At 60.9% G+C, this 19,492-nt stretch carries 18 protein-coding genes and 1 pseudogene; 11 read left to right on the forward strand and 8 right to left on the reverse strand.

The genetic code is table 11. The annotated features are described in order from the left end of the window. Both KP701_RS06050 and KP701_RS06055 read right to left on the reverse strand, forming a co-directional pair. A pseudogene (locus tag KP701_RS06050) lies at positions 1 to 393 on the reverse strand (hypothetical protein); the annotation flags it as partial. Between the two features lie 112 nt (positions 394 to 505). Next, positions 506 to 1,048, reverse strand: coding sequence for a DUF721 domain-containing protein (locus tag KP701_RS06055; RefSeq protein WP_172492401.1), 543 nt, complete (start codon positions 1,046 to 1,048; stop codon positions 506 to 508). Between the two features lie 10 nt (positions 1,049 to 1,058). Between KP701_RS06055 and mutY the strand changes: the two genes are divergently transcribed. From mutY to KP701_RS06070, 3 genes are all read left to right on the forward strand, one after another. After that, positions 1,059 to 2,120, forward strand: a complete 1,062-nt coding sequence (gene mutY / locus KP701_RS06060; protein WP_215746344.1) for an A/G-specific adenine glycosylase — start codon at positions 1,059 to 1,061, stop codon at positions 2,118 to 2,120. Then, positions 2,117 to 2,761 carry a hypothetical protein gene (locus KP701_RS06065; protein ID WP_215746345.1) on the forward strand — a complete coding sequence of 215 codons (645 nt, stop codon included), beginning with the start codon at positions 2,117 to 2,119 and terminating at the stop codon, positions 2,759 to 2,761. The genes mutY and KP701_RS06065 overlap by 4 nt, the downstream gene beginning before the upstream one ends. Positions 2,762 to 3,422: 661 nt before the next feature. Next, entirely contained in the window at positions 3,423 to 5,114 is a 1,692-nt protein-coding gene (locus KP701_RS06070) for an alpha-keto acid decarboxylase family protein (protein WP_215746346.1), read from the forward strand. An 88-nt stretch (positions 5,115 to 5,202) separates the two neighbouring features. Here KP701_RS06070 and KP701_RS06075 read toward each other — a convergent pair whose 3' ends face one another. Beyond that, entirely contained in the window at positions 5,203 to 6,267 is a 1,065-nt protein-coding gene (locus KP701_RS06075) for a transporter (protein WP_041111545.1), read from the reverse strand. 253 nt (positions 6,268 to 6,520) lie between these two features. On the opposite strand from KP701_RS06075, the gene KP701_RS06080 reads away from it, so the two are divergent. The 3 genes from KP701_RS06080 to KP701_RS06090 all read left to right on the forward strand — a co-directional run bounded on the left by KP701_RS06080 (position 6,521) and on the right by KP701_RS06090 (position 8,756). Further along, positions 6,521 to 6,898, forward strand: a complete 378-nt coding sequence (locus tag KP701_RS06080) for a hypothetical protein (protein ID WP_052327488.1) — start codon at positions 6,521 to 6,523, stop codon at positions 6,896 to 6,898. A gap of 94 nt (positions 6,899 to 6,992) precedes the next feature. Next, positions 6,993 to 8,288: an adenosylhomocysteinase gene (gene ahcY, locus KP701_RS06085; protein WP_215746347.1), complete on the forward strand. Its 1,296-nt coding sequence runs from the start codon at positions 6,993 to 6,995 to the stop codon at positions 8,286 to 8,288. 75 nt (positions 8,289 to 8,363) lie between these two features. Continuing rightward, positions 8,364 to 8,756: a DUF3597 domain-containing protein gene (locus KP701_RS06090; protein ID WP_011252638.1), complete on the forward strand. Its 393-nt coding sequence runs from the start codon at positions 8,364 to 8,366 to the stop codon at positions 8,754 to 8,756. A gap of 76 nt (positions 8,757 to 8,832) precedes the next feature. Here KP701_RS06090 and KP701_RS06095 read toward each other — a convergent pair whose 3' ends face one another. Then, complete coding sequence (locus tag KP701_RS06095) at positions 8,833 to 10,008, reverse strand: histidine-type phosphatase (RefSeq protein WP_215746348.1); 1,176 nt, start codon at positions 10,006 to 10,008, stop codon at positions 8,833 to 8,835. Then, positions 10,005 to 12,116, reverse strand: a complete 2,112-nt coding sequence (locus KP701_RS06100) for a TonB-dependent receptor (RefSeq protein WP_371818904.1) — start codon at positions 12,114 to 12,116, stop codon at positions 10,005 to 10,007. The genes KP701_RS06095 and KP701_RS06100 overlap by 4 nt, the downstream gene beginning before the upstream one ends. A 75-nt stretch (positions 12,117 to 12,191) precedes the next feature. Here KP701_RS06100 and KP701_RS06105 point away from each other — a divergent pair, with 75 nt between their 5' ends. Then, positions 12,192 to 12,416, forward strand: a complete 225-nt coding sequence (locus tag KP701_RS06105) for a hypothetical protein (protein WP_215746459.1) — start codon at positions 12,192 to 12,194, stop codon at positions 12,414 to 12,416. Here KP701_RS06105 and KP701_RS06110 read toward each other — a convergent pair. Continuing rightward, positions 12,413 to 13,423, reverse strand: coding sequence for a L,D-transpeptidase (locus tag KP701_RS06110; protein WP_215746350.1), 1,011 nt, complete (start codon positions 13,421 to 13,423; stop codon positions 12,413 to 12,415). The two genes, KP701_RS06105 and KP701_RS06110, sit on opposite strands and share 4 nt — an antisense overlap. Positions 13,424 to 13,538: 115 nt before the next feature. Continuing rightward, the gene (sucB, locus tag KP701_RS06115) at positions 13,539 to 14,648 is read right to left on the reverse strand and encodes a dihydrolipoyllysine-residue succinyltransferase (RefSeq protein WP_215746351.1); all 1,110 of its coding nucleotides are present in this window, start codon (positions 14,646 to 14,648) and stop codon (positions 13,539 to 13,541) included. A gap of 203 nt (positions 14,649 to 14,851) precedes the next feature. Here sucB and KP701_RS06120 point away from each other — a divergent pair, with 203 nt between their 5' ends. The 3 genes from KP701_RS06120 to rho all read left to right on the forward strand — a co-directional run bounded on the left by KP701_RS06120 (position 14,852) and on the right by rho (position 18,631). Beyond that, positions 14,852 to 15,499: a gluconate 2-dehydrogenase subunit 3 family protein gene (locus KP701_RS06120; protein ID WP_215746352.1), complete on the forward strand. Its 648-nt coding sequence runs from the start codon at positions 14,852 to 14,854 to the stop codon at positions 15,497 to 15,499. Between the two features lie 14 nt (positions 15,500 to 15,513). Next, on the forward strand, positions 15,514 to 17,043 hold the full coding sequence (locus tag KP701_RS06125) for a GMC family oxidoreductase (RefSeq protein WP_215746353.1): 1,530 nt from the start codon (positions 15,514 to 15,516) through the stop codon (positions 17,041 to 17,043). A 286-nt stretch (positions 17,044 to 17,329) separates the two neighbouring features. Continuing rightward, positions 17,330 to 18,631, forward strand: a complete 1,302-nt coding sequence (rho, locus tag KP701_RS06130; protein WP_011252631.1) for a transcription termination factor Rho — start codon at positions 17,330 to 17,332, stop codon at positions 18,629 to 18,631. Positions 18,632 to 18,717: 86 nt separating this feature from the next. Here rho and KP701_RS06135 read toward each other — a convergent pair whose 3' ends face one another. After that, positions 18,718 to 19,164 carry a methylated-DNA--[protein]-cysteine S-methyltransferase gene (locus KP701_RS06135; RefSeq protein WP_215746354.1) on the reverse strand — a complete coding sequence of 149 codons (447 nt, stop codon included), beginning with the start codon at positions 19,162 to 19,164 and terminating at the stop codon, positions 18,718 to 18,720. On the opposite strand from KP701_RS06135, the gene KP701_RS06140 reads away from it, so the two are divergent. After that, positions 19,163 to 19,390 (forward strand): hypothetical protein, encoded by a 228-nt coding sequence (locus tag KP701_RS06140; protein ID WP_215746355.1) that lies wholly within the window; start codon positions 19,163 to 19,165, stop codon positions 19,388 to 19,390. The genes KP701_RS06135 and KP701_RS06140 overlap by 2 nt on opposite strands. Positions 19,391 to 19,492: the final 102 nt, after the last annotated feature.

The following is a 19,492-nucleotide window of genomic DNA, read 5'->3' on the forward strand; positions in this document are numbered from 1 at the left end:
GCCCCAGCCGCCGCCCCAGCCCGGCATACCCCAGCCGTAACCGAACCAGCCGGGACCGCCCCAGCCGTTCCAGCCACCCCAGCCCGGATAGCCCCAGCCGGCAAAGCGCGGGCCACCCCAGCCACCACCCCAGCCGCCGCCACGGAAACCCCAGCCAGGACGGCCGCCGCCATAACCACCTCCCCAGCCACCACGATAACCGCCACCACCGGGACCACCACGGAACCCGCCGCCGCCCATGCCGCCGGGGCCCATGCCACCGCCGCCATGGAAGCCACCGCCTCCACCACCGCCATGGCCGCCACCACCATGCTGGGCAAAGGCAGGGAGAGAAATCGAGGACGCCAGCAGGGCCAGCATCAGTGCGGCAGCGGGTCTGTGTGCAAAGGTCATGGCAAGTCTCCTGTGGGAAAGCCTGATCATTTTCCCATATCGGCATTATCAGATCGCGTGGGAAGGTGGCTTTCCCATGACGAAACAACTTGTTTCACGTGAAACATTCCCGTCACCTTCGCCGGCGCCGCGCACCCAGATGTCCACCAAGGCTCTCCAGCGCCAGTCGAAGCTCCTCATCCTCGATATCCGGCACCTCGATCTGCACCGGTTTCGGACGCTTCGGCGTCGGTCGCTCAAATGCGACGAGATCCTGAACGATCTTCAGACGCTCGATTCCGTATTCCCCCCGCAACCCGCAGGCGACATTGATGCGTTCGATGATCTGGGGCGCCAGATGCTGAAGCTCCATGGCGATCGGTCCCGAACACGCCAACGTCAGCGTCCCTGCAGAAAGACGTCGCGGCTCGGTCTGCTTTGCCAGACGCGGTCCGACAAAATCCACCCAGTCCATCATCAGTCGCGCCAGAACGGGCGGTTTCTTCTTAAAGACCGGCTGCGTCAGCGCCTGCACGAAAGAGCCGATCTGCTTCGCGCCCGAGCGGCGCGGCTTCCAGTTCCGGTCTGACGGCACCCAGCCATCAGGCTCCGGTGCGGCTTTCTTTCGGGACGTGTTTCGTGTGGGGCGCTTGTCCGAACCGCAATCCTTCGTCATATCCGTTCCCGTGACTCCTGATGCATCCGCCCTGCTGCGCTGGTACGACCACCATCGCCGCGCCCTTCCCTGGCGCAGCCTGCCCGGCCAGCGTCCGGACCCGTACGCCGTCTGGCTGAGCGAAATCATGCTCCAGCAGACAACCGTCAAAGCCGTCATAGCCTATTACGAGCGCTTTCTCACGCATTACCCGACAGTTCAGGATCTCGCGGCGGCCCCGCTTGAAGACGTCCTGCACCTCTGGGCGGGCCTCGGTTACTACGCCCGCGCCCGCAATCTCCATGCCTGTGCAAAACGCGTCTCCGAACGTGGCGGTTTCCCCGACACGGTCGAAGAACTGCTGACGCTCCCCGGAATTGGCGCCTATACGGCCCGCGCCATCGCCGCCATCGCCTTTGGACGTCCCGTCGTCCCGGTTGATGGCAATGTCGAGCGCGTCACAGCCCGCCTGAACGCCATAGAAGCGCCCCTGCCAGCCTCACGCCCTCTCCTTGCCCGACAGGCCGCGCTCCTGAACGACGATCAGGTGGCCCAAAGCCGTCCGTCAGACTTCGCACAGGCCCTGTTCGATCTCGGCGCTACGATCTGCACCCCGCGCAGCCCCGCCTGCCTGACCTGCCCCTGGCAGACGTCCTGCATCGCCCATGCCCGCGGCATCACAGCACAACTCCCGGCCAAACAGCCCAGACAGGCCCGCCCTACCCGTTACGGCGCACATTTCCTCCTGCACGACTCCAGCGGCCAGATCCTTCTGCGCACACGCCCGCCCACCGGCCTGCTCGGCAGCATGGACGAGTTCCCCGGAACCGACTGGCGCAGCACGCCCTGGACGGACGAAGACGCTCTGACCCATGCCCCCTGCCTGACCGACTGGGTCCGCAGGGGCGAAATCCGCCATGTCTTCACCCATTTCACCCTGTACCTCACGGTCTACGAGGCTTGCCTTCCAGATGGTCATAATGCAGGGATCGATTCCTCTTTCGGCACGTTCCGCTCAGCAAAGCGCGCCGCCCTGCCCGGCGTCATGAAGAAATGCCTGGCCCTCACCAAGCAGACTCCGGAGACACGATGACTGACACATCCCCGACACTGCGCCTGTGGTTCATGGACTGGCATGGCTGGATGCTCGACCACGACCCGCTGAAAGATGCTCCAACCCGCACCCCTTTTCAGCCAGGCCGCCTTCCGGGCCTCTGCGCCCTTGTCCCGGCAGCCTTCCAGTTCCCCTGCCGCCCGTTCATGGAAAAACGCGTGTTCATGCCCCGGGCTTTTCCGGAAATGGAAATGCAGGAATTGCCCCATAACCGGGTCGCATTCTTCCTGCCCAGGCATGAGACCTACCTGATCAGCGTTCCTTTTGGTTCCGGCCTCGTGGATTACTATTCCCCGTCGCAAAAAGAGTGGGAAACCTTTCTTCCCCTGACTCTGGAAATGCTGCGCGGACTATCCCTGCTCGTAACGCCCGGCGCCCTGAAGCTGGAAGACGACACCGGCGAAGACCTGCCGACTCCAGCCCTGCACGAGCAGATGATCCTCCGGTTCGGCGAGAGAAACCTTCCCCTGTTCCTGAACACCGATGCTCTGACCCGGATCGGCCAGATCATGCCCGGCACGAGCGCTTCGTTCGAGTTGACATGGCAGACCGACACCGCCCCGACCCCTGTCACCGTGCACCATCAGACGGCCCCGGCGGCGACACCGGAAACACTGTAAAATCAGAGAGGCGGCCAGTCCCGGAAGAGTCATCCGGGACGTCTCGACGCTATTTCCAGCCTGAAATACCGGAACCAGACCTTTGTGGTCCTCATCCGTTTCAAGGAAGCCTTCCGGCTGTATTCAATTCCCCCTCAGGAGAAAGGGTTTTTTCAATTAATTGTAATGTTTGATCGATGTCCTTCACAGGCGGGATTTTTGTTCTAAACATTCCTGTGTCTGGAGCAGACAGGTATTTCATACGAAGCCGGTCTGTTTTCCGGCTGTCATGGGAAGATATGTCATCTAGAGGTTCTTTTCTTGCCGTTTCTGGGGTCCGTCATGACGGAACGGGCCGTCTCTTCTGTTATACTACCCATTATTTAACGACAGAAAATCGCACACCTGAAGTTCCCGGTTTTTCCAACGCCCCTGACGGCACGTCACCTTTCAGCGTCCTGCTCCAGACACCTGCCCCCGAACTCCGGATGGCCTCATACGCTTTTCCCGGACAGGTCCAGGTTCCTTCCCGACCCCACTGTTGTCCCAATGGCTACGCGGTCCTTCCGGATACCCGTGACCTGTCACCTGCCTTTTTCGGTCAGATGACTGCATGGTCCTGTCAGCAAGTCAGACCATCCAGTCATCTGACCGTCCCTATGGCTCCTGAGGTACTGAAATCATGACTTATACTGTCGGACATTATCTTGCCGAACGACTGACACAGATCGGCCTGAAGCATCATTTCGCCGTTGCCGGCGACTACAACCTCGTTCTGCTCGACCAGCTGATCGAACAGGGCGGCACGAAGCAGATCTATGACTGCAACGAGCTGAACTGCAGCTTCGCAGCCGAAGGTTACGCCCGCGCCAACGGTGCAGCCGCTGCCGTCATCACCTTCAGCGTCGGCGCCATCTCCGCCATGAACGGCCTCGGCGGCGCCTATGCCGAAAACCTGCCGATCCTCGTGATTTCGGGCGCTCCGAACTCCAACGATCACGGTTCGGGCCACATCCTGCACCACACGATCGGCACGACGGAATACAGCTACCAGATGGAAATGGCGAAGCACGTCACCTGTGCCGCCGAAAGCATCACGTCTGCTGAAGCCGCCCCGGCCAAGATCGACCACGTCATCCGCACGATGCTGCGCGAGAAGAAGCCGGCCTACCTCGAAATCGCCTGTAACATCTCGGCAGCGCCCTGTGTCCGTCCGGGCCCGGTCTCGTCCCTGCACGCCCATCCGCGTCCAGACGAAGCCAGCCTGAAGGCCGCTCTGGATGAAAGCCTGAGCTTCCTCAACAAGGCCAACAAGGTCGCCATTCTGGTCGGTACCAAGCTGCGTGCAGCCGAAGCCCTCAAGGAAACGGTCGAACTGGCTGACAAGCTCGGCTGCCCCGTCACGGTCATGGCCGCTGCAAAGAGCTACTTCCCCGAGACGCACCCCGGCTTCCGTGGCGTGTACTGGGGCGACGTCAGCAGCCCGGGCGCGCAGGAAATCATCGAAGGCGCCGATGCCGTCATCTGCCTGGCACCGGTCTGGAACGATTACTCCTCGGGCGGCTGGAAGAGCATCGTCCGTGGCGAAAAGGTCCTCGAGGTCGATCCCAGCCGCGTTACCGTCAACGGCAAGACCTTCGACGGCTTCCGCCTCAAGGAATTCGTCAAGGCCCTGACCGAGAAGGCTCCGAAGAAGTCCGCAGCCCTGACCGGCGAATACAAGCCCGTCATGCTGCCGAAGGCCGACCCGTCCAAGCCGCTGTCCAACGACGAAATGACCCGCCAGATCAACGAACTGGTCGACGGCAACACCACCCTCTTCGCCGAGACCGGCGACTCATGGTTCAACGCCGTGCGCATGCACCTTCCCGAAGGTGCCAAGGTCGAGACGGAAATGCAGTGGGGTCACATCGGCTGGTCCGTTCCGTCCATGTTCGGCAACGCCACCGCTTCGCCGGAGCGCAAGCATGTCCTCATGGTCGGTGACGGTTCCTTCCAGCTGACGGCCCAGGAAGTGGCCCAGATGGTCCGCTACGAACTGCCGGTCATCATCTTCCTGGTGAACAACCACGGCTACGTCATCGAAATTGCCATCCATGACGGCCCGTACAACTACATCCAGAACTGGGACTACGCAGCTCTGATGCAGTGCTTCAACCAGGGCGTTCCGGGCGAGGAAAGCGGCAAGTACGGTCTCGGCCTGCACGCCACGACGGGTGCGGAACTGGCCGAAGCCATCGCCAAAGCCAAGAAGAACACCCGCGGCCCGACGCTCATCGAGTGCAAGCTCGATCGCACGGACTGCACCAAAACCCTCGTGGAGTGGGGCAAGGCTGTTGCCGCTGCAAACTCCCGCAAGCCCCAGAGCGTCTGATCCTTCCCGGATCAGTCCCTGCGACACAGAAAACCCCCCGTGCCTGGCACGGGGGGTTTTTCTTTTGGACGGGCTCTCAATCGAAAAATCAGAGCAGACGCGCAATCTTCATGAACAGGAACGTCACGGTCATGAAGACGAAACAGACAATGCCCGCTTCCACGGTTCCCATCTGCCCCTGCGCCAGAAACATCCCGCCGGTATTCATGCCGAAGAACCCGGTCACGAACGTTGCCGGCAGCATCAACGTAGTCCCGACCGAGACGATATACAGACGCCGGTTGGTCTCTTCCGCCTGATTGGACCCCAATTCGTCCTGCAAAGAGCGCGCACGGTCCTGGAGCGCGATCAGATCGTCCAGCGCCGCATGAACCTGCCGCTCGGCCCGGTCCCGAAGCTCGTCCTCGGCCCAGTCCGGAAGATCCAGATCCTCGTCCTTCAGAACACGGTCGATCGGGGTCACCACCCGGCGCAGCTCGGTCGCACGACGGCGCACCTTACCCACGATACTGCCCAGATGCCCCAGGTCGGAGCGATGCTCGATCAGCAGAAGCACGTCTTCCGCCCGGTCCAGTTCGTCATCCAGATGCCCGAGCTGACGCCGCACCGTCCCCGTAAACTCACGTAAGGCGCGGTCAATGATTCCCGCAGGCGTCTTCGGAATCTGGTCCGGCTTGAGCGAGCGATATGCTGCGCCCAGAACCGGGATGGGATTGCGCCGCGTCGTAATCAGCAGATCCGGCCGCATCGCAAAGCGCCAGGCGCAGATTTCCCGGTCCTCTTCGGACAGCGCATCGTCAAATGCCGGCAGCGCGCCCCAGATCAGATCCCCAAACGCTTCAAGCGCAATGCCATATTCCGTCTCGGCCAGCATGGCGCACACGTCTTCGGGCAGATCCGGCAGATGCGCGACATAGCCCCGCGCAGAGCTGTGCACCGTATCGAAATGCAGCCAGTACCAGCCATCACTCTCGACAGGACGCTCCGGCGCCAGAAGCGCCTCGACTTCCGCCGATGCCAGCGTCCGCAGCTCCTGCCCCGGCACGGCATGAACCGCCCAGACGAGGCCGTTTGCAAAAGCGGGGGCGCCGGTTTCCTGATGTTCCGGGTCCAGAACCGTGAAGGGGAAGTTGTAGGCAGTGCTGTCTGACACGACATCCTCCTGTTCTCAGGGGGTTCAGGACCGGCAGAACCGGCATGCAGGTTCAACAGAAACGACTGGAAAAGAGACGGGGAACAAATCCTGTCGGCTTCTCGCATGGTCTGCAGACCGACGCAATATACCCCTCTTTCCGTAAACAGAGGCGTCCCGCGATGCAACTCCGGCCGGGCGCAGCGGTTATTCCAACACTCCCTGATGAGTCAGCCCCTGACGCAGGGGAACTCCCCTCCGGAAAGGAATGTCCATGTCCATCCGCACATCCTTCTTCGCTGCAAGCCTCCTGATCGGCACCGCTGTCGCCGCTCCGTCCGTTATGGCCCAGGCCGTGAGCGCCCCCAGCAACGACCAGACGCAGACCTCGACCTCGGCCATCCAGAAGGCCCAGAACTCCACGGTCAGCCAGCCGAACAACAGCCTGCCGACCAATCCGCGCACGGTCACGGAACAGCCGGACCAGCCGCCCCCGGCAGCCCCCGGCGCCATGAGCCGCACCACGACCGAAACCGGTCCCGTCCCTTCCAACCAGAAGGACGTGCACAAGCTCTCCCGCAAGCATCACCGCTCGCACCACAAAACGACCACGCCGACCGAAACGTCGCCTCAGACCACGTCGCCGGAATAAGGGCGACAGGCCTATTGCCGGGCCCGCCCTTTCCGCGGGTCCGCCAAGCCTTTATACAGGCAGCCATCCAAAGATGGGCAGCAAGGGCCATTTCATGACGACGCAGGATTACAAGGTTCGCGACATTACTCTGGCAGACTGGGGCCGCAAGGAAATCTCCATCGCCGAAGGCGAAATGCCGGGCCTGATGGCTCTTCGCGAAGAGTACAAGGACTCACAGCCGCTCAAGGGCGCACGCATCGCCGGCTGTCTGCACATGACCATCCAGACCGCAGTGCTGATCGAGACGCTGATCGCTCTCGGCGCCACGGTCCGCTGGTCCTCGTGCAACATCTTCTCCACACAGGATCACGCCGCAGCAGCCATCGCCGCCGCTGGTATCCCCGTTTTCGCCTGGAAGGGCCTGACGGAAGAGGAATTCAACTGGTGCATCGAGCAGACCATCCATGGTCCCGATGGCTGGACGCCGAACATGATCCTCGATGATGGTGGCGACCTCACCATCATGATGCACGACAAGTATCCCGAAATGCTCAAGGATGTGCGTGGCATCTCCGAAGAGACGACGACGGGCGTGCACCGTCTGTGGGAAATGTCCAAGAAGGGCACGCTGAAGGTTCCGGCCATCAACGTGAACGACAGCGTCACCAAGTCCAAGTTCGACAACCTGTATGGCTGCCGCGAGAGCCTCGTGGACGCGATCCGTCGCGGCACGGACGTCATGATGGCTGGCAAGGTTGCCGTGGTCGCCGGTTACGGTGACGTGGGCAAGGGCTCCGCTGCCTCCCTGCGCAACGCAGGCTGCCGCGTGCTCGTGACCGAAGTCGATCCGATCTGCGCCCTTCAGGCCGCCATGGAAGGCTATGAAGTCGTCACGATGGAAAACGCAGCCCCGCGCGGCGACATTTTCGTCACCTGCACGGGCAACGTGGACATCATCACGATCGACCACATGCGTGAGATGAAGGACCGTGCGATCGTCTGCAACATCGGTCACTTCGACAGCGAAATCCAGGTCGAAGCCCTGCGCAACTACCGCTGGAACAACATCAAGCCGCAGGTTGACGAGATCGAGCTGGCTCCGAACCGCCGCATCATCCTTCTGTCCGAAGGCCGTCTGGTGAACCTGGGCAACGCAACGGGCCACCCATCCTTCGTGATGTCCGCGTCCTTCACCAACCAGACCCTGGCGCAGATCGAACTGTGGACGGCAAAGCCGGGCCAGTACGAAGTGAAGGTCTACACCCTGCCGAAGGCTCTGGACGAAAAGGTCGCTGCCCTGCACCTCGCAAAGGTCGGCGCGGAACTTTCCAAAATGTCACAGAAACAGGCGGACTACATCGACGTTCCAGTCAATGGTCCGTTCAAACACGAAGAATACCGCTACTAAGACAAGGCGGATCAGGAAGGGTGAAACCCCGGTTACGCCTCTTCCGGACTTCCTTTATCAACAGGAGTTACACTCATGGGTCTTTTCAGCACCATCATGTCCAAGATCTTTGGCCATGCAGAAGCCGCAACGCCGTCCACCAGTGCAGCCCCGGCCGCCACTGCCCCGGCAGCCGCTCCGGCTGCTCCCGCAGCAGCGCCCGCCGCAGCTCCGGTGGACGTGGATGCCGTCCTGTCCGATCTGGCATCCAAGGCCGGCCAGCCGCTGAACTACAAGACCTCCATCGTGGATCTCCTGAAGCTGCTCGGTCTCGACAGCTCGCTCCAGTCCCGCAAGGAACTGGCCGGCGAACTGCATTATTCGGGCAGCACGGACGACACCGCGACGATGAACGTCTGGCTCATCAAGCAGGTCTATGCCGAGCTGGCCAAGAATGGCGGCAAGGTCCCGGCTGACTGGACGCACTGATCCGCGCCCCGTCCGCACGGACAGCATAAAAAAGCCCGGCTGGTGACAGCCGGGCTTTTTTTATGAAATTCCTGTGTCAGGGCAGGATCGGATTGCGCGGCTCCAGTGTCTGCATCGACCGCTCCACATGGGACGCCTGCCCCGCCCGGAGCTCCTCAAGCGACTGGTGGAAAATCCGGACCCTGACTTCCACATGCCGGTCCGGATAACGCCACCGCTCAAACGCCAGAACCGTATCCGGTGCCGTACTGTCCGGCTGATCGGCGAACGTCCATGACAACCCGAAAATCGCCGCCATGGCATCCTGGTTCGTATCATGCCCCGCCAGTACCAGAAGCCGCGTCGACGTCGTCACACCGGGAATATCCGTCACCGGACGATCCGCCAGAAACTCCCGGATATTCTGCGCCATAATTCCGTTCCGCGCCTGCGCCACAACCGGCAGACGCCGCAGGAGCAGGCTTTCCGCCTCATGAACCGGCATGACAGTCTTCAGCAGACCCGGCACATTCTCTTTCGCAGATCCAAACACATCCACCGGAAAGCCCTCGGAATACAGCAGCAACAGACTTTCAGCCGCCATGCCGCCCGTCGCAACGGCACCAGAAAGATGCGGCGCGGCTTTCTTCCACTCAAGCTGCGAGTCATCCTGAAGACAGTGCGAGGTAGGCGCACCTCCGTCACAGGCTCCCGGCGCCATCAACATCTGCAAAGCCTGCAATCCGCGTTGCACTTCCACAGTACGGGACACAGGCAATGCAGACGCAAACGCCTGCTCCGTCTCCAGTCGCGGTGGCACAGAGCGACCCGCTGCAATGGCGTTATAGACAGGATCCGCACCCCGCACCTGCCACTGCGCCTTAACAGAACAGTCCGGCGCCACATCCCGCGCCCAGACCTGCCCGGTCTGCTGCGTCCTGTGATCCGCCCCGTCCGCCCAGACCCGGATCTGATCGGAACAGTTCTGTAACGGTCCAAAAGACAGATGCAGGTAATGCAACCGGACAGCCTGAATCATCGCTCCCAGCGCCGCCGCGCCATGTGGCGTCATCTCGCCGGGCGCCACGGACCATTCAGGCCAGTCGAACCCGGTTTTCGCTTTCAAAGACGCCGGAGACGCCGTCGGGCTCCGGATCCCATGCCGGGACAGGAGCACGACTTTTTCCAGAACAGGCCCGGACGACGCAGAGGCTCCGCCCGAACATCCCGTCAGGGACAGCGCAAACAGAAGGACACAGCCGGTCTTTTTCACGGGAAGGTCGCCGTCATGTTGAAGAACACACTCCGTCCGGCCAGCCGCCAGTAAAGCGGCGCGTCCCCGTAAGACTGGTTGCCCGCAAAATCGCTGATGGAGCGGTTGTTGAAGAGGTTGGAAATCTTGAGGCTCGGCGTCACATCACGCATGAAGCCACCGATGTTGTGAATGCGCCAGCCCAGGGCCAGATCCGCCGTCACATTACCGTGGATCCTGTACTGGTTTTCAAACACCGTATGGCCAGCCGAATTGGTGGTGCTGTCCAGCCCCCAGTGATGCCCGACATATTTCCCCATCAGCGAGAAATACGGCCCCTTCGGATTTTCATAAAGCAGACCGAACGATGCCAGTGAATCCGGCGTTGTCGCCACACGCACGCTGCTGTGTTTGTAGCGCGCGTCATTCACGCTGTAATTGCCGTAAAGCGAAAAGCCGTATCCGATGACATACTGCCCTTCGAGTTCGATCCCGCGATAAACCGCACCACCGCTGTTCACATACGTCGAGGTCGTCCCGATGTTCTCGACATTAATCTGTGCGGAAGCGATATAATTGGAAAAATCGATGTAATATCCATCCAGTGACAGCATCCAGTTCTTGCCGTGATAAACCGATCCAACCTGATAATTCAGGGTGGTTTCGGGCTTCACATTCCCCACGGACTGAACCTGAAAAACCGACATCGGCGGTGCAAGGAACCCACGCGCAATCTGCGCATACGCACTCCAGTTTTTCATAATACGTTGATTAATCGCAATGGATGGCTGCCAGGATCCATAATGCTGGGTATCCTTCAGCGGCACCTTTGTCGACTTGTTCATCGCCGCATCATAATCCCGTGTGAACATGGAATATTTCACACCCGGCTTGATAACCGCCCCTTTCCAGGGATGAATATCGAACTCGAGATAGGGCTGCACCGTCGTGTTCAGATCGGAAATATCATAGCTGTAAGCCGATCCTGTTTTGGATGGAACCGGGATCGCATTTTTACTCAGATCCAGCGCATAGGTGTAACGGCGATCCTTCTGCACATCCGCCCACACGCCGAACAGAATATCCGCATAGGATGTATGCGCCTTGAACCGCAACGTATCGCCATAAGAACGGAATTTGGCATCTGCATATTTTCCAGGAATATCATTGGCATAGTTCGCCACTTTCTTCCCGGCCGAATTATAGAACGTCACACCATTCGCAGCCGTGCTCGTCTGGCTGGCATCCGTGCTTTCCGTATAATCATGCTCGAACCCGCTCGTATAAAGCTGGTTTTCCATCGTCAGCCACGATGCAAGGCGGCTTTTGAGGCTCACATAATCAAAATCGGATGTGTAGGTGCTGGGATTATATCCGTAATAACACTGCTTCGACGGGTCGTTGCACAGCCCGTAATTCTTGCCGTATTTCGCATATTCCGCGAGCGTCGCACCCTGCGTCGTGTACTGCCATTCCTTGTTATACGTCGTCTCGAATGTCAGCGTCGTCTCGGGCGCAAGATCAATCACATCCTTGAACATCAGATTGCTCCGGCGCTCGGCCGAATTGGTCAGATAGCCGTTCGTCTCTTCATGCTGCATGTCGAGAAACGCACGCCCAAAACGCGTCTTTCCACTGTCGAATTCGATGCCACCGGCACGCGTATTGAAACTGCCATAAGTCCCGTATAGCGACACACCGCTCTTTGCCGACGGCGTCTTGGACATGAACCCCATCGTTCCACCGAACGTCGCATTCCCGATCGTGGAGCCAGTTCCGGGACCGCGATCAATCTGCGCCTCCCCCAGGAAGTGCGAAATAAATAACGATGATGTCGTGTGGTGCAGATCACTGGCATCGCCGAACGGAATGCCATCGAACGTCATGTTGTACTGCCCGTCCTGAAAGCCACGAAGGCTCATCGCCTCAGCCTTACCCATTCCGGGACCGTTAGGATTTTGCGAGTAGACGCTCGGCTGGAAGCGGATGATATCGTCGATGCTGGCAAGCGGAATGATGTTGTTACTCAGAAAGCCAGACTGAATTTTTGATGTCGGTTCCGTAATATCCAGCGGCACCGTCGCAGGTGCAATCCGCGCGGCATGACCAAGAACAGTCAGATTTTCCACGCCAGGCGTCGCTGCTTTTTCCTTTTTGGCTTTGTGCTCCTCATGCTTATTCTGTTTTGAATCAGAAACATCTGCGTGGGCGCTTCCTCCCAGCAACAGGGCACCGGCGAAGCACCCGGAAAGCAGGATATGGTTACGCATCTTGAACGTCATGGGGAATGGGCTCCAGTAAATGGCGCGCATTCCATACGGAAGGCTTCAGCTCAGGAAAACTGCTTTACCGTTCCTGAAATAAAACATTCACACGTTTTACTTCAAACCTTCATACTTATTTTGAAATATTTCTCGTTCGATACTTAAGGTAACGGTCTTTTATCCGCAATAGGGTCGATCTTCGGCTCCGTCAGCGGCCCTGAGTCAATCACAACCACCAGATCGCCTGCAATCTGCGTCGGCTGCCGGTCTTTCGGCAGCAGCGCCTGAAAGCGCGGATCATAACTCGCGGCCTGCTCATAAAGTGCATCGATCAGCCCGTAATGATCCATGAATTTATTCATGGTCGCCGGAATCCGGATGCACCCTTCCGACGCCGGATGCCCCAGACGCCATTCCAGGAACTGCGGGTCCGTCGCATGGATTTCCAGCCGGATCTGCCCGGTTTCATGACGCGGGAGCCAGCCCTTCATCGCCGTCTGCCACCCCATGTCCCACACGCGCGATCCCTTCGCGCCGATCCCGCGGATTCCGTACTTGTTCTTCGTGCCTTCCGCCCGATAGCCCAGACGATCCGCCGTGTTCTGAAAAACGCCGGTCGGTGTGATGTAGTAATATTTGCGCCCCGTCGTCCCGGTCGAAACCGGCGTCCCTCCGAGAGACTCCCAGGGCGCATCCGGCAGCGCCAGAACATAATCCAGATGCTGGATCTTCTCGTTGCGATCCACGACCATGACAAGCTGCGGCCGTGAAACCGGCATATCCGCCTGCGTGACCGCATCCTTCGCAAGCGTCAGGAATGTCTTTCGACGCTCCGGCGTGTACGTGCTGAACCCTTTGACATTGTGCTTCATCAGCACCGCCAGACGGGACGCCTCCTGCCGCGCCACCTCGTCCGACACGACTGGCAGATCCGGAATATCGATCGGCGGCGGTGCAAGATCAGGCTGCGGCGGCGTATCCGTCGGCGGATTGCTGGCGGGCGGTGGCACCGAAGCGCCCAGCGATGGCGTCGTATCCGGCTGATGCGTCGACAGTTCCGGCCCTGCACTGTCCGGCCGGGCACAGGCTGCCAGCGGTGCCACCCCCACAACCATCGTCGTGGATACACATAGCAGGGCAGCAAACCGTGTCAGTTTGGAAACATCACGCATCTTCAGGACACCATCCTCGGGTTCAGAACAACAGACAGAACGCGAGGGAACAGAGACCTGTCCGGCGTTCAGCGCAGCAGAGACGTCTTCCAACGCCCCAACTACGCAAAAGGCATCACAGATCCAGAAGCAGACGCCGCGGATCTTCCACAAGCTGCTTGATCCGGACGAGGAAGCTCACCGCCTCCCGCCCGTCCACGATCCGGTGATCGTAAGACAGCGCCACATACATCATCGGCCGGATCACGATCTGCCCGTCCCGCACGACGGGACGATCCTGAATGGCATGCATCCCCAGGATTCCGGACTGCGGCGTGTTCAGGATCGGCGTGGACAGCAGCGACCCGAAAATCCCGCCATTCGTGATGGAGAACGTCCCATGCGACAGCTCTTCCAGCTTCAGTCCACCCGTCCGCGCCCGCTTACCGTAATCGGCAATGCGACGCTCCAGCTCGGCAAAGCTCATCTGATCGGCATCATGCAACACCGGCACCACAAGCCCGCGCTCCGTCCCGACGGCAATGCCCAGATTGACGAAGTCACGGTAGACGATCTCATCGCCTTCGATCTGGGCATTGATCGCCGGATAATCCTTCAGCGCCCCAACCACAGCGCGCGCGAAGAAGGACATGAACCCCAGCCGGGCTCCGTCATGCTTCTTCTCGAACTCTTCCTTGTACTGGGCCCGCAGCGCCTTGGCGGCGGACATGTCGATCTCGTTGAACGTCGTGAGAATGGCCGCCGTGTTCTGCGCGGCCTTCAGGTTGCGGGCGATCGTCTGACGCAGACGGCTCATCGGCACGCGACGTTCCCGGGCTTCATGCGATGACAGCTTGGGGGCCGGCGCAACAGCAGCAGGCTTCGGTGCTTCCGGCGCGGGCGGCGTGACATGCGCAGGAGCCACAACAGGCTCGGGTGCTGGCGGCGGCTCAACCGGCTCGGCAGGCGCTTCAGCCACCGGCGCAGGTTCAGGCGCAGCCGGTGCCTCTGCCGTCTCGTCCACAGCGCCCAGCAGTCCGCCGATCTCGACTTCCGTCCCCACTGCCACGCAGTCTTCCAGACGCCCGGCGGACGGTGCCGTCACCTCAACGCTGACCTTGTCCGTCTCCAGCTCCACGATGGTTTCGTCATGCTGCACATAGTCGCCGGACTGTTTCAGCCACCGCGCGACAGTCGCAGTCGTCAGGCTTTCTCCAAGCGCCGGAACCCTGATCTCGACCGTCATGCTGCTTCCCTGTCTTGCGTCCCGCCCCGAAGCGGGGAAATGTCTGTCTGTCCTGCGGTCCGTTCCAAAAACTGGCCCCCAGAATCACGCCCGGCACCATACCGGAAAAGGTTCGGTCATGCAGGATACTGCATCTTTGCCGCCAGCGGGAGGCGGAACCATCACCGTCGCCGGACTTTGAAACCAAAACACAGGAGGCCGCAATGTCCCCCCCGCCCGACCGTCCTGAAATTCTGGACTCCGACCACCTCTCCGCCCGCACCCGCGACATCCTGACGTCCCGGCTTTCAGCCCCCGAAACACATCCCCGGACCCTGTCGCTTCAGGCCTATGCCGTTCTTGATGCGCTTCTTCCCGTCCTGCTCCCCCTCGACGAAATCCTGCCTCCCGGCACGGACATCAACATGACGGCCCGGATCGACGCTGCACTCTCCGGCCCCCGTGACGGCTGGCGCTTTGCGGACCTCCCGCCCGATGCCAAAGCCTGGGAGGCAGCCCTCCTGACGCTCGACGATGTCGCAGCCGAACAGCACGGCATCCGCTTCATCCATCTGGCTCCGGACCTGCGCGGCACCCTGCTCGACGCCCTGATGGCCGGACAGATCGGCCTCGACCGCGACGGCCGCCTTACCCCGCCCCAGATAAAACGCTGGGCCGGAGACCTTCGCGGCGAGGTCGTGGACTGCGTCATGAGTGACCCGCGCATCCAGCAGGCGCTGGGCATTTCTTCTAGCCTGACCGGCGGCGACACCGTCTTTCAGGGCTTTACCGAAGTCGGCCCCGACAGCCGCGAAGATTTCGAGCCCAAAGCCACCGCCCCCCTCGCCCAGATGGCAGACTCCAGGGAATGAGCAGCACATCCGTCATGAAGACATTCGCAGAAACAGACATCGTCGATGCCGTCGTCATCGGCAGCGGTGCCGGTGGCGCACCACTGGCCGCAGAGCTTGCCCGCAACGGCAAAACCGTCGTGGTGCTCGAAGCCGGCCCCGCCTTCACCGCCATGGGTCATACGCCTGACGAAATCGCCGCCCGCGAACTGTACTGGCTGCACGAACGCCTCTCCGCCGGCACGAATCCGCAGGCTTTCGGCGGCAATAACAGCGGCACCGGCCTCGGCGGCTCCCTGCTGCACTATGGCGCTTTCATGCCCCGCATGGACGCACGGGACTTCCACCTGCACACCGAAACCGGCAAGGGCGTGGACTGGCCCTTCGGTCTGGAAGAACTACTCCCCTATATCGAGCGCGTGGAATCCTTCATCGGCGTCTCCGGCCCGGCGTCATATCCGTGGGACCCGAACCGCCGCTACGCCTACCCGCCACCGCCTGCCAATTCCGCCGCGCTGAAAATGCGCGAAGGCTGTGACGCGCTCGGCCTGCGCCATGCCGATGGCCCGGCCGCCCTCATCACCCGCGATGTCGAACAGCCCCATTTCGGCACCCGTCATGGCTGCGCAAACTGCGGCGCCTGTCATCAGGGCTGCCGCAACGGCGCCAAATCCGGCGCGGACAACACCTGGCTCCCCATGGCCGTCGCCCATGGTGCGGAACTCCGCCCCGGCTGCTTCGCCCATACGATCGAACGCGACAGCGCCGGCCGCGTGACCGGCGTGGTCTATCGCCAGAACGGTGTCGAACACCGCCAGAAATGCGCGACCCTCGTCCTTGCTGCCGGTGCGGTTGAAACCCCGCGCCTGCTCCTGACCAACGACCTCGCCAACAGCTCCGGTCAGGTCGGCCAGAACTACATGACGCATGTCTCCACACAGGTCTGGGGCGAGTTCGACGAAGACATCCGCCCCAATCGCGGCTATCCGTCCCTGACCATCACCGAAGACATGATGCGCCCGAAAGACGCGGATTTCGTCGGCGGCTATCTGATCCAGTCATTGGGAATGATGCCCGCGACCTGGGGCCAGAACCTCGCCCGCAGCACCACAACACGTGGGCCCGCCTTTGCCCGCGCGCTTGCCGGATATAACCGCTCCGCCGGCATGGGCATCAACGGCGAATGTCTCCCCCGCCCCGAAAACCGCGTGACGCTTTCAAATGAGAAAGACGCGTTCGGCCTCCCCAAACCCCTGATCGAGCACTCCTATGGCCCCAACGAATGGGCCATGCACAATCATGCCGCCAGCCTGCTAAGCCGGATGTGGGAGGCCATCGGTGCCAAAGACATCCGCGTCATCGACCGCGCTGCCCACATGATCGGCACCTGCCGCATGGGTACGGATGCGGGCAGCAATGTCGTCAATCCGGAAGGCCGCAGTTTCGATATCGACAATCTGTGGATCTCGGACCACTCGATTTTCCCCAGCGCCGCCGCCGCCAACCCCGCACTGGCCATCATGGCCCTGTCCCTGCGCACGGCGGACGCCATGTTGAAAGCCTGATCCTGAAAAACTGACCCACGCTGACATAGATCAAAGTGTTCCGGAGCACGCGCACCAGCCTTGACACCGGTTCGCGCGCTCCGGTAATCGAAGGACGACTTTCCGGTGACGTCCTGTCACCCGGTCTCCCTTTCCATCCGGATGACGCCCGCTTCACTGTCCTGCGAAATCTTTACGGATCCCCGCCTGACACCCGAAGCCCCCGCCCAGTCGCCCTGTCTTCTGTGTGGTCGCGCATCCTCCCCTATCAGGTCTGCCCCTTACGGCACATCAAGGCGCGTCTTTCATGCATCTCGCCGAACTCAAGAAGAAATCTCCGGCCGATCTGCTGGCTTATGCAGAGGAACTGGAGATCGAGAACGTCTCGTCCATGCGCAAGCAGGACATCATGTTCGCCATCCTCAAGACCCTTGCCGAGCGCGATCAGGCGATCTACGGCGAAGGAACGCTGGAAATCCTGCCGGACGGCTTCGGTTTCCTGCGCAGCCCGGAAGCCAACTACCTTCCCGGCCCTGACGACATCTACATCTCCCCCGCCCAGGTCCGCCGCTTCGGCCTCCGTCCGGGTGACACGGTTGAAGGCCAGATCCGCGCCCCGCGCGACGGCGAGCGCTATTTCGCGCTGCTGAAGGTCAACACCATCAACTTCGAGGCTCCGGAAACCGTCCGGACCCGCATCAACTTCGACAACCTCACGCCGCTCTACCCCGAGCGTCGCCTGAAGATGGAAGTCGAACAGTCCGAAGCCGCCGTCACGGAATCCTCCCCGCGCGGCAAGGGCAAGAAAGACCAGCGCGACTACACCCCGCGCGTGATCGATCTCGTGACGCCGATCGGCATGGGCCAGCGCGCCCTGATCGTCGCCCCGCCCCGCACCGGCAAGACCGTGATGCTCCAGAGCATCGCCGCCTCCATCTCCGCCAACCATCCCGAAGTGTTCCTGATCGTCCTTCTGATCGACGAACGCCCGGAAGAAGTGACGGACATGGCCCGCTCGGTCCGCGGCGAAGTCGTCTCCTCCACCTTCGACGAACCGGCAACCCGCCACGTCCAGGTGACGGAAATGGTGCTGGAAAAGGCCAAGCGCCTTGTCGAGCACAAGCGCGACGTGGTCATCCTGCTGGATTCCATCACCCGTCTCGCCCGCGCCTACAACACCGTTGTCCCCTCCTCGGGCAAGGTGCTGACCGGCGGTGTGGACGCCAACGCCCTGCAGCGCCCCAAGCGCTTCTTCGGCGCCGCGCGTAACATCGAGGAAGGCGGCTCGCTGACGATCATCGCAACGGCCCTGATCGACACAGGCTCACGCATGGACGAAGTCATCTTCGAAGAGTTCAAGGGCACCGGCAACGCCGAGCTCATCCTCGACCGCAAGCTGGCTGACAAGCGCACCTTCCCCGCAATCGACATCACCAAGTCGGGCACGCGTAAGGAAGAACTGCTGGTCGATCGCGCCGAGCTGTCCAAGATGTGGGTCCTGCGCCGCATCCTGGCTCCGATGGGCACGATGGACGCCATGGACTTCCTGCTGGACAAGCTCAAATACAGCAAGTCCAACCACGACTTCTTCGAGGCCATGAACAACTGATCCACGATCAGCACGGCCGACATGAAAAAGGGGAGCTTCGGCTCCCCTTTTTTGTGTTCCAGCGACGTGGAATGAAAGACCGGATCCTAGCGTGCGCCTTCCAGATGCAGGAGCGCGTGCTTGTCGGCCACACCCCCAAGCCCCGAATAGCCCCCCAGTCCCGAACGCCCGACGACACGATGGCAGGGGATCAGGATGGGGATCGGATTCGCTCCGACCGCCCCGCCAACCGACCGTGCGGAACCGCCAACCTCGGCCGCGATGTCGGCATAGGTCCGCGTCTGGCCATAGGGAATCCGGCGCAGCGCGTCCCAGACCTTCTGGCGGTACGGAGTCCCGTAAGGACGGTAGGGCAGGGTGTCGAAATCGACCGATTCCCCGTCAAAATAGCGCTCCAGAAGGTCGCGGGCCTTCAGAAGAAGGGGAGTCTCCTCCTGATCGCGCCCCCAACCCCAGTCCAGAGCGACGATCTGGCCCTCATCTTCACTGATGGTAAGGGCCCCGAAAGGTGAGTGGCAGGATAGCTGTGGCATGAACGACACGGTGCCCGAGCCGCTCCAAACCGTCAATCCGGCGATATCACCACCAGGGCGAGACTTTTTAGCCATGCTAAAAACGCATATCGAGACATATCAATATGCACAAAACACATACTGGACCGCTCATGTAGGCTTTGTAGCAATATTCTGTAATGTGCTGGAAAACTGCCGTTTTTTGTATTCGAAAAGCAGCCGGAGGATTTCCGGAACGGCAGTGTAATTATTCGGTGAGCAGCCTCCCGCCCGGTTTCAGGGCAATCCCGCCCATCCCCTCACGGAAACGTCAGAAGCCGTGTTTGTCTTAAGCAATAAAATAGGCTCA

It is taken from the genome of Gluconobacter sp. P1C6_b (assembly GCF_018811945.1).
GTDB lineage: Bacteria > Pseudomonadota > Alphaproteobacteria > Acetobacterales > Acetobacteraceae > Gluconobacter.

Coding starts and splice junctions, on each gene's coding strand:
- KP701_RS06055 (WP_172492401.1), bottom strand. CDS start 1,048: ATGACGAAGGATTGCGGTTCGGACAAGCGCCCCACACGAAACACGTCC.
- KP701_RS06065 (WP_215746345.1), top strand. CDS start 2,117: ATGACTGACACATCCCCGACACTGCGCCTGTGGTTCATGGACTGGCAT.
- KP701_RS06070 (WP_215746346.1), top strand. CDS start 3,423: ATGACTTATACTGTCGGACATTATCTTGCCGAACGACTGACACAGATC.
- KP701_RS06080 (WP_052327488.1), top strand. CDS start 6,521: ATGTCCATCCGCACATCCTTCTTCGCTGCAAGCCTCCTGATCGGCACC.
- ahcY (WP_215746347.1), top strand. CDS start 6,993: ATGACGACGCAGGATTACAAGGTTCGCGACATTACTCTGGCAGACTGG.
- KP701_RS06090 (WP_011252638.1), top strand. CDS start 8,364: ATGGGTCTTTTCAGCACCATCATGTCCAAGATCTTTGGCCATGCAGAA.
- KP701_RS06110 (WP_215746350.1), bottom strand. CDS start 13,423: ATGCGTGATGTTTCCAAACTGACACGGTTTGCTGCCCTGCTATGTGTA.
- sucB (WP_215746351.1), bottom strand. CDS start 14,648: ATGACGGTCGAGATCAGGGTTCCGGCGCTTGGAGAAAGCCTGACGACT.
- KP701_RS06120 (WP_215746352.1), top strand. CDS start 14,852: ATGTCCCCCCCGCCCGACCGTCCTGAAATTCTGGACTCCGACCACCTC.
- KP701_RS06125 (WP_215746353.1), top strand. CDS start 15,514: ATGAAGACATTCGCAGAAACAGACATCGTCGATGCCGTCGTCATCGGC.
- rho (WP_011252631.1), top strand. CDS start 17,330: ATGCATCTCGCCGAACTCAAGAAGAAATCTCCGGCCGATCTGCTGGCT.
- KP701_RS06140 (WP_215746355.1), top strand. CDS start 19,163: ATGAACGACACGGTGCCCGAGCCGCTCCAAACCGTCAATCCGGCGATA.
- KP701_RS06135 (WP_215746354.1), bottom strand. CDS start 19,164: ATGCCACAGCTATCCTGCCACTCACCTTTCGGGGCCCTTACCATCAGT.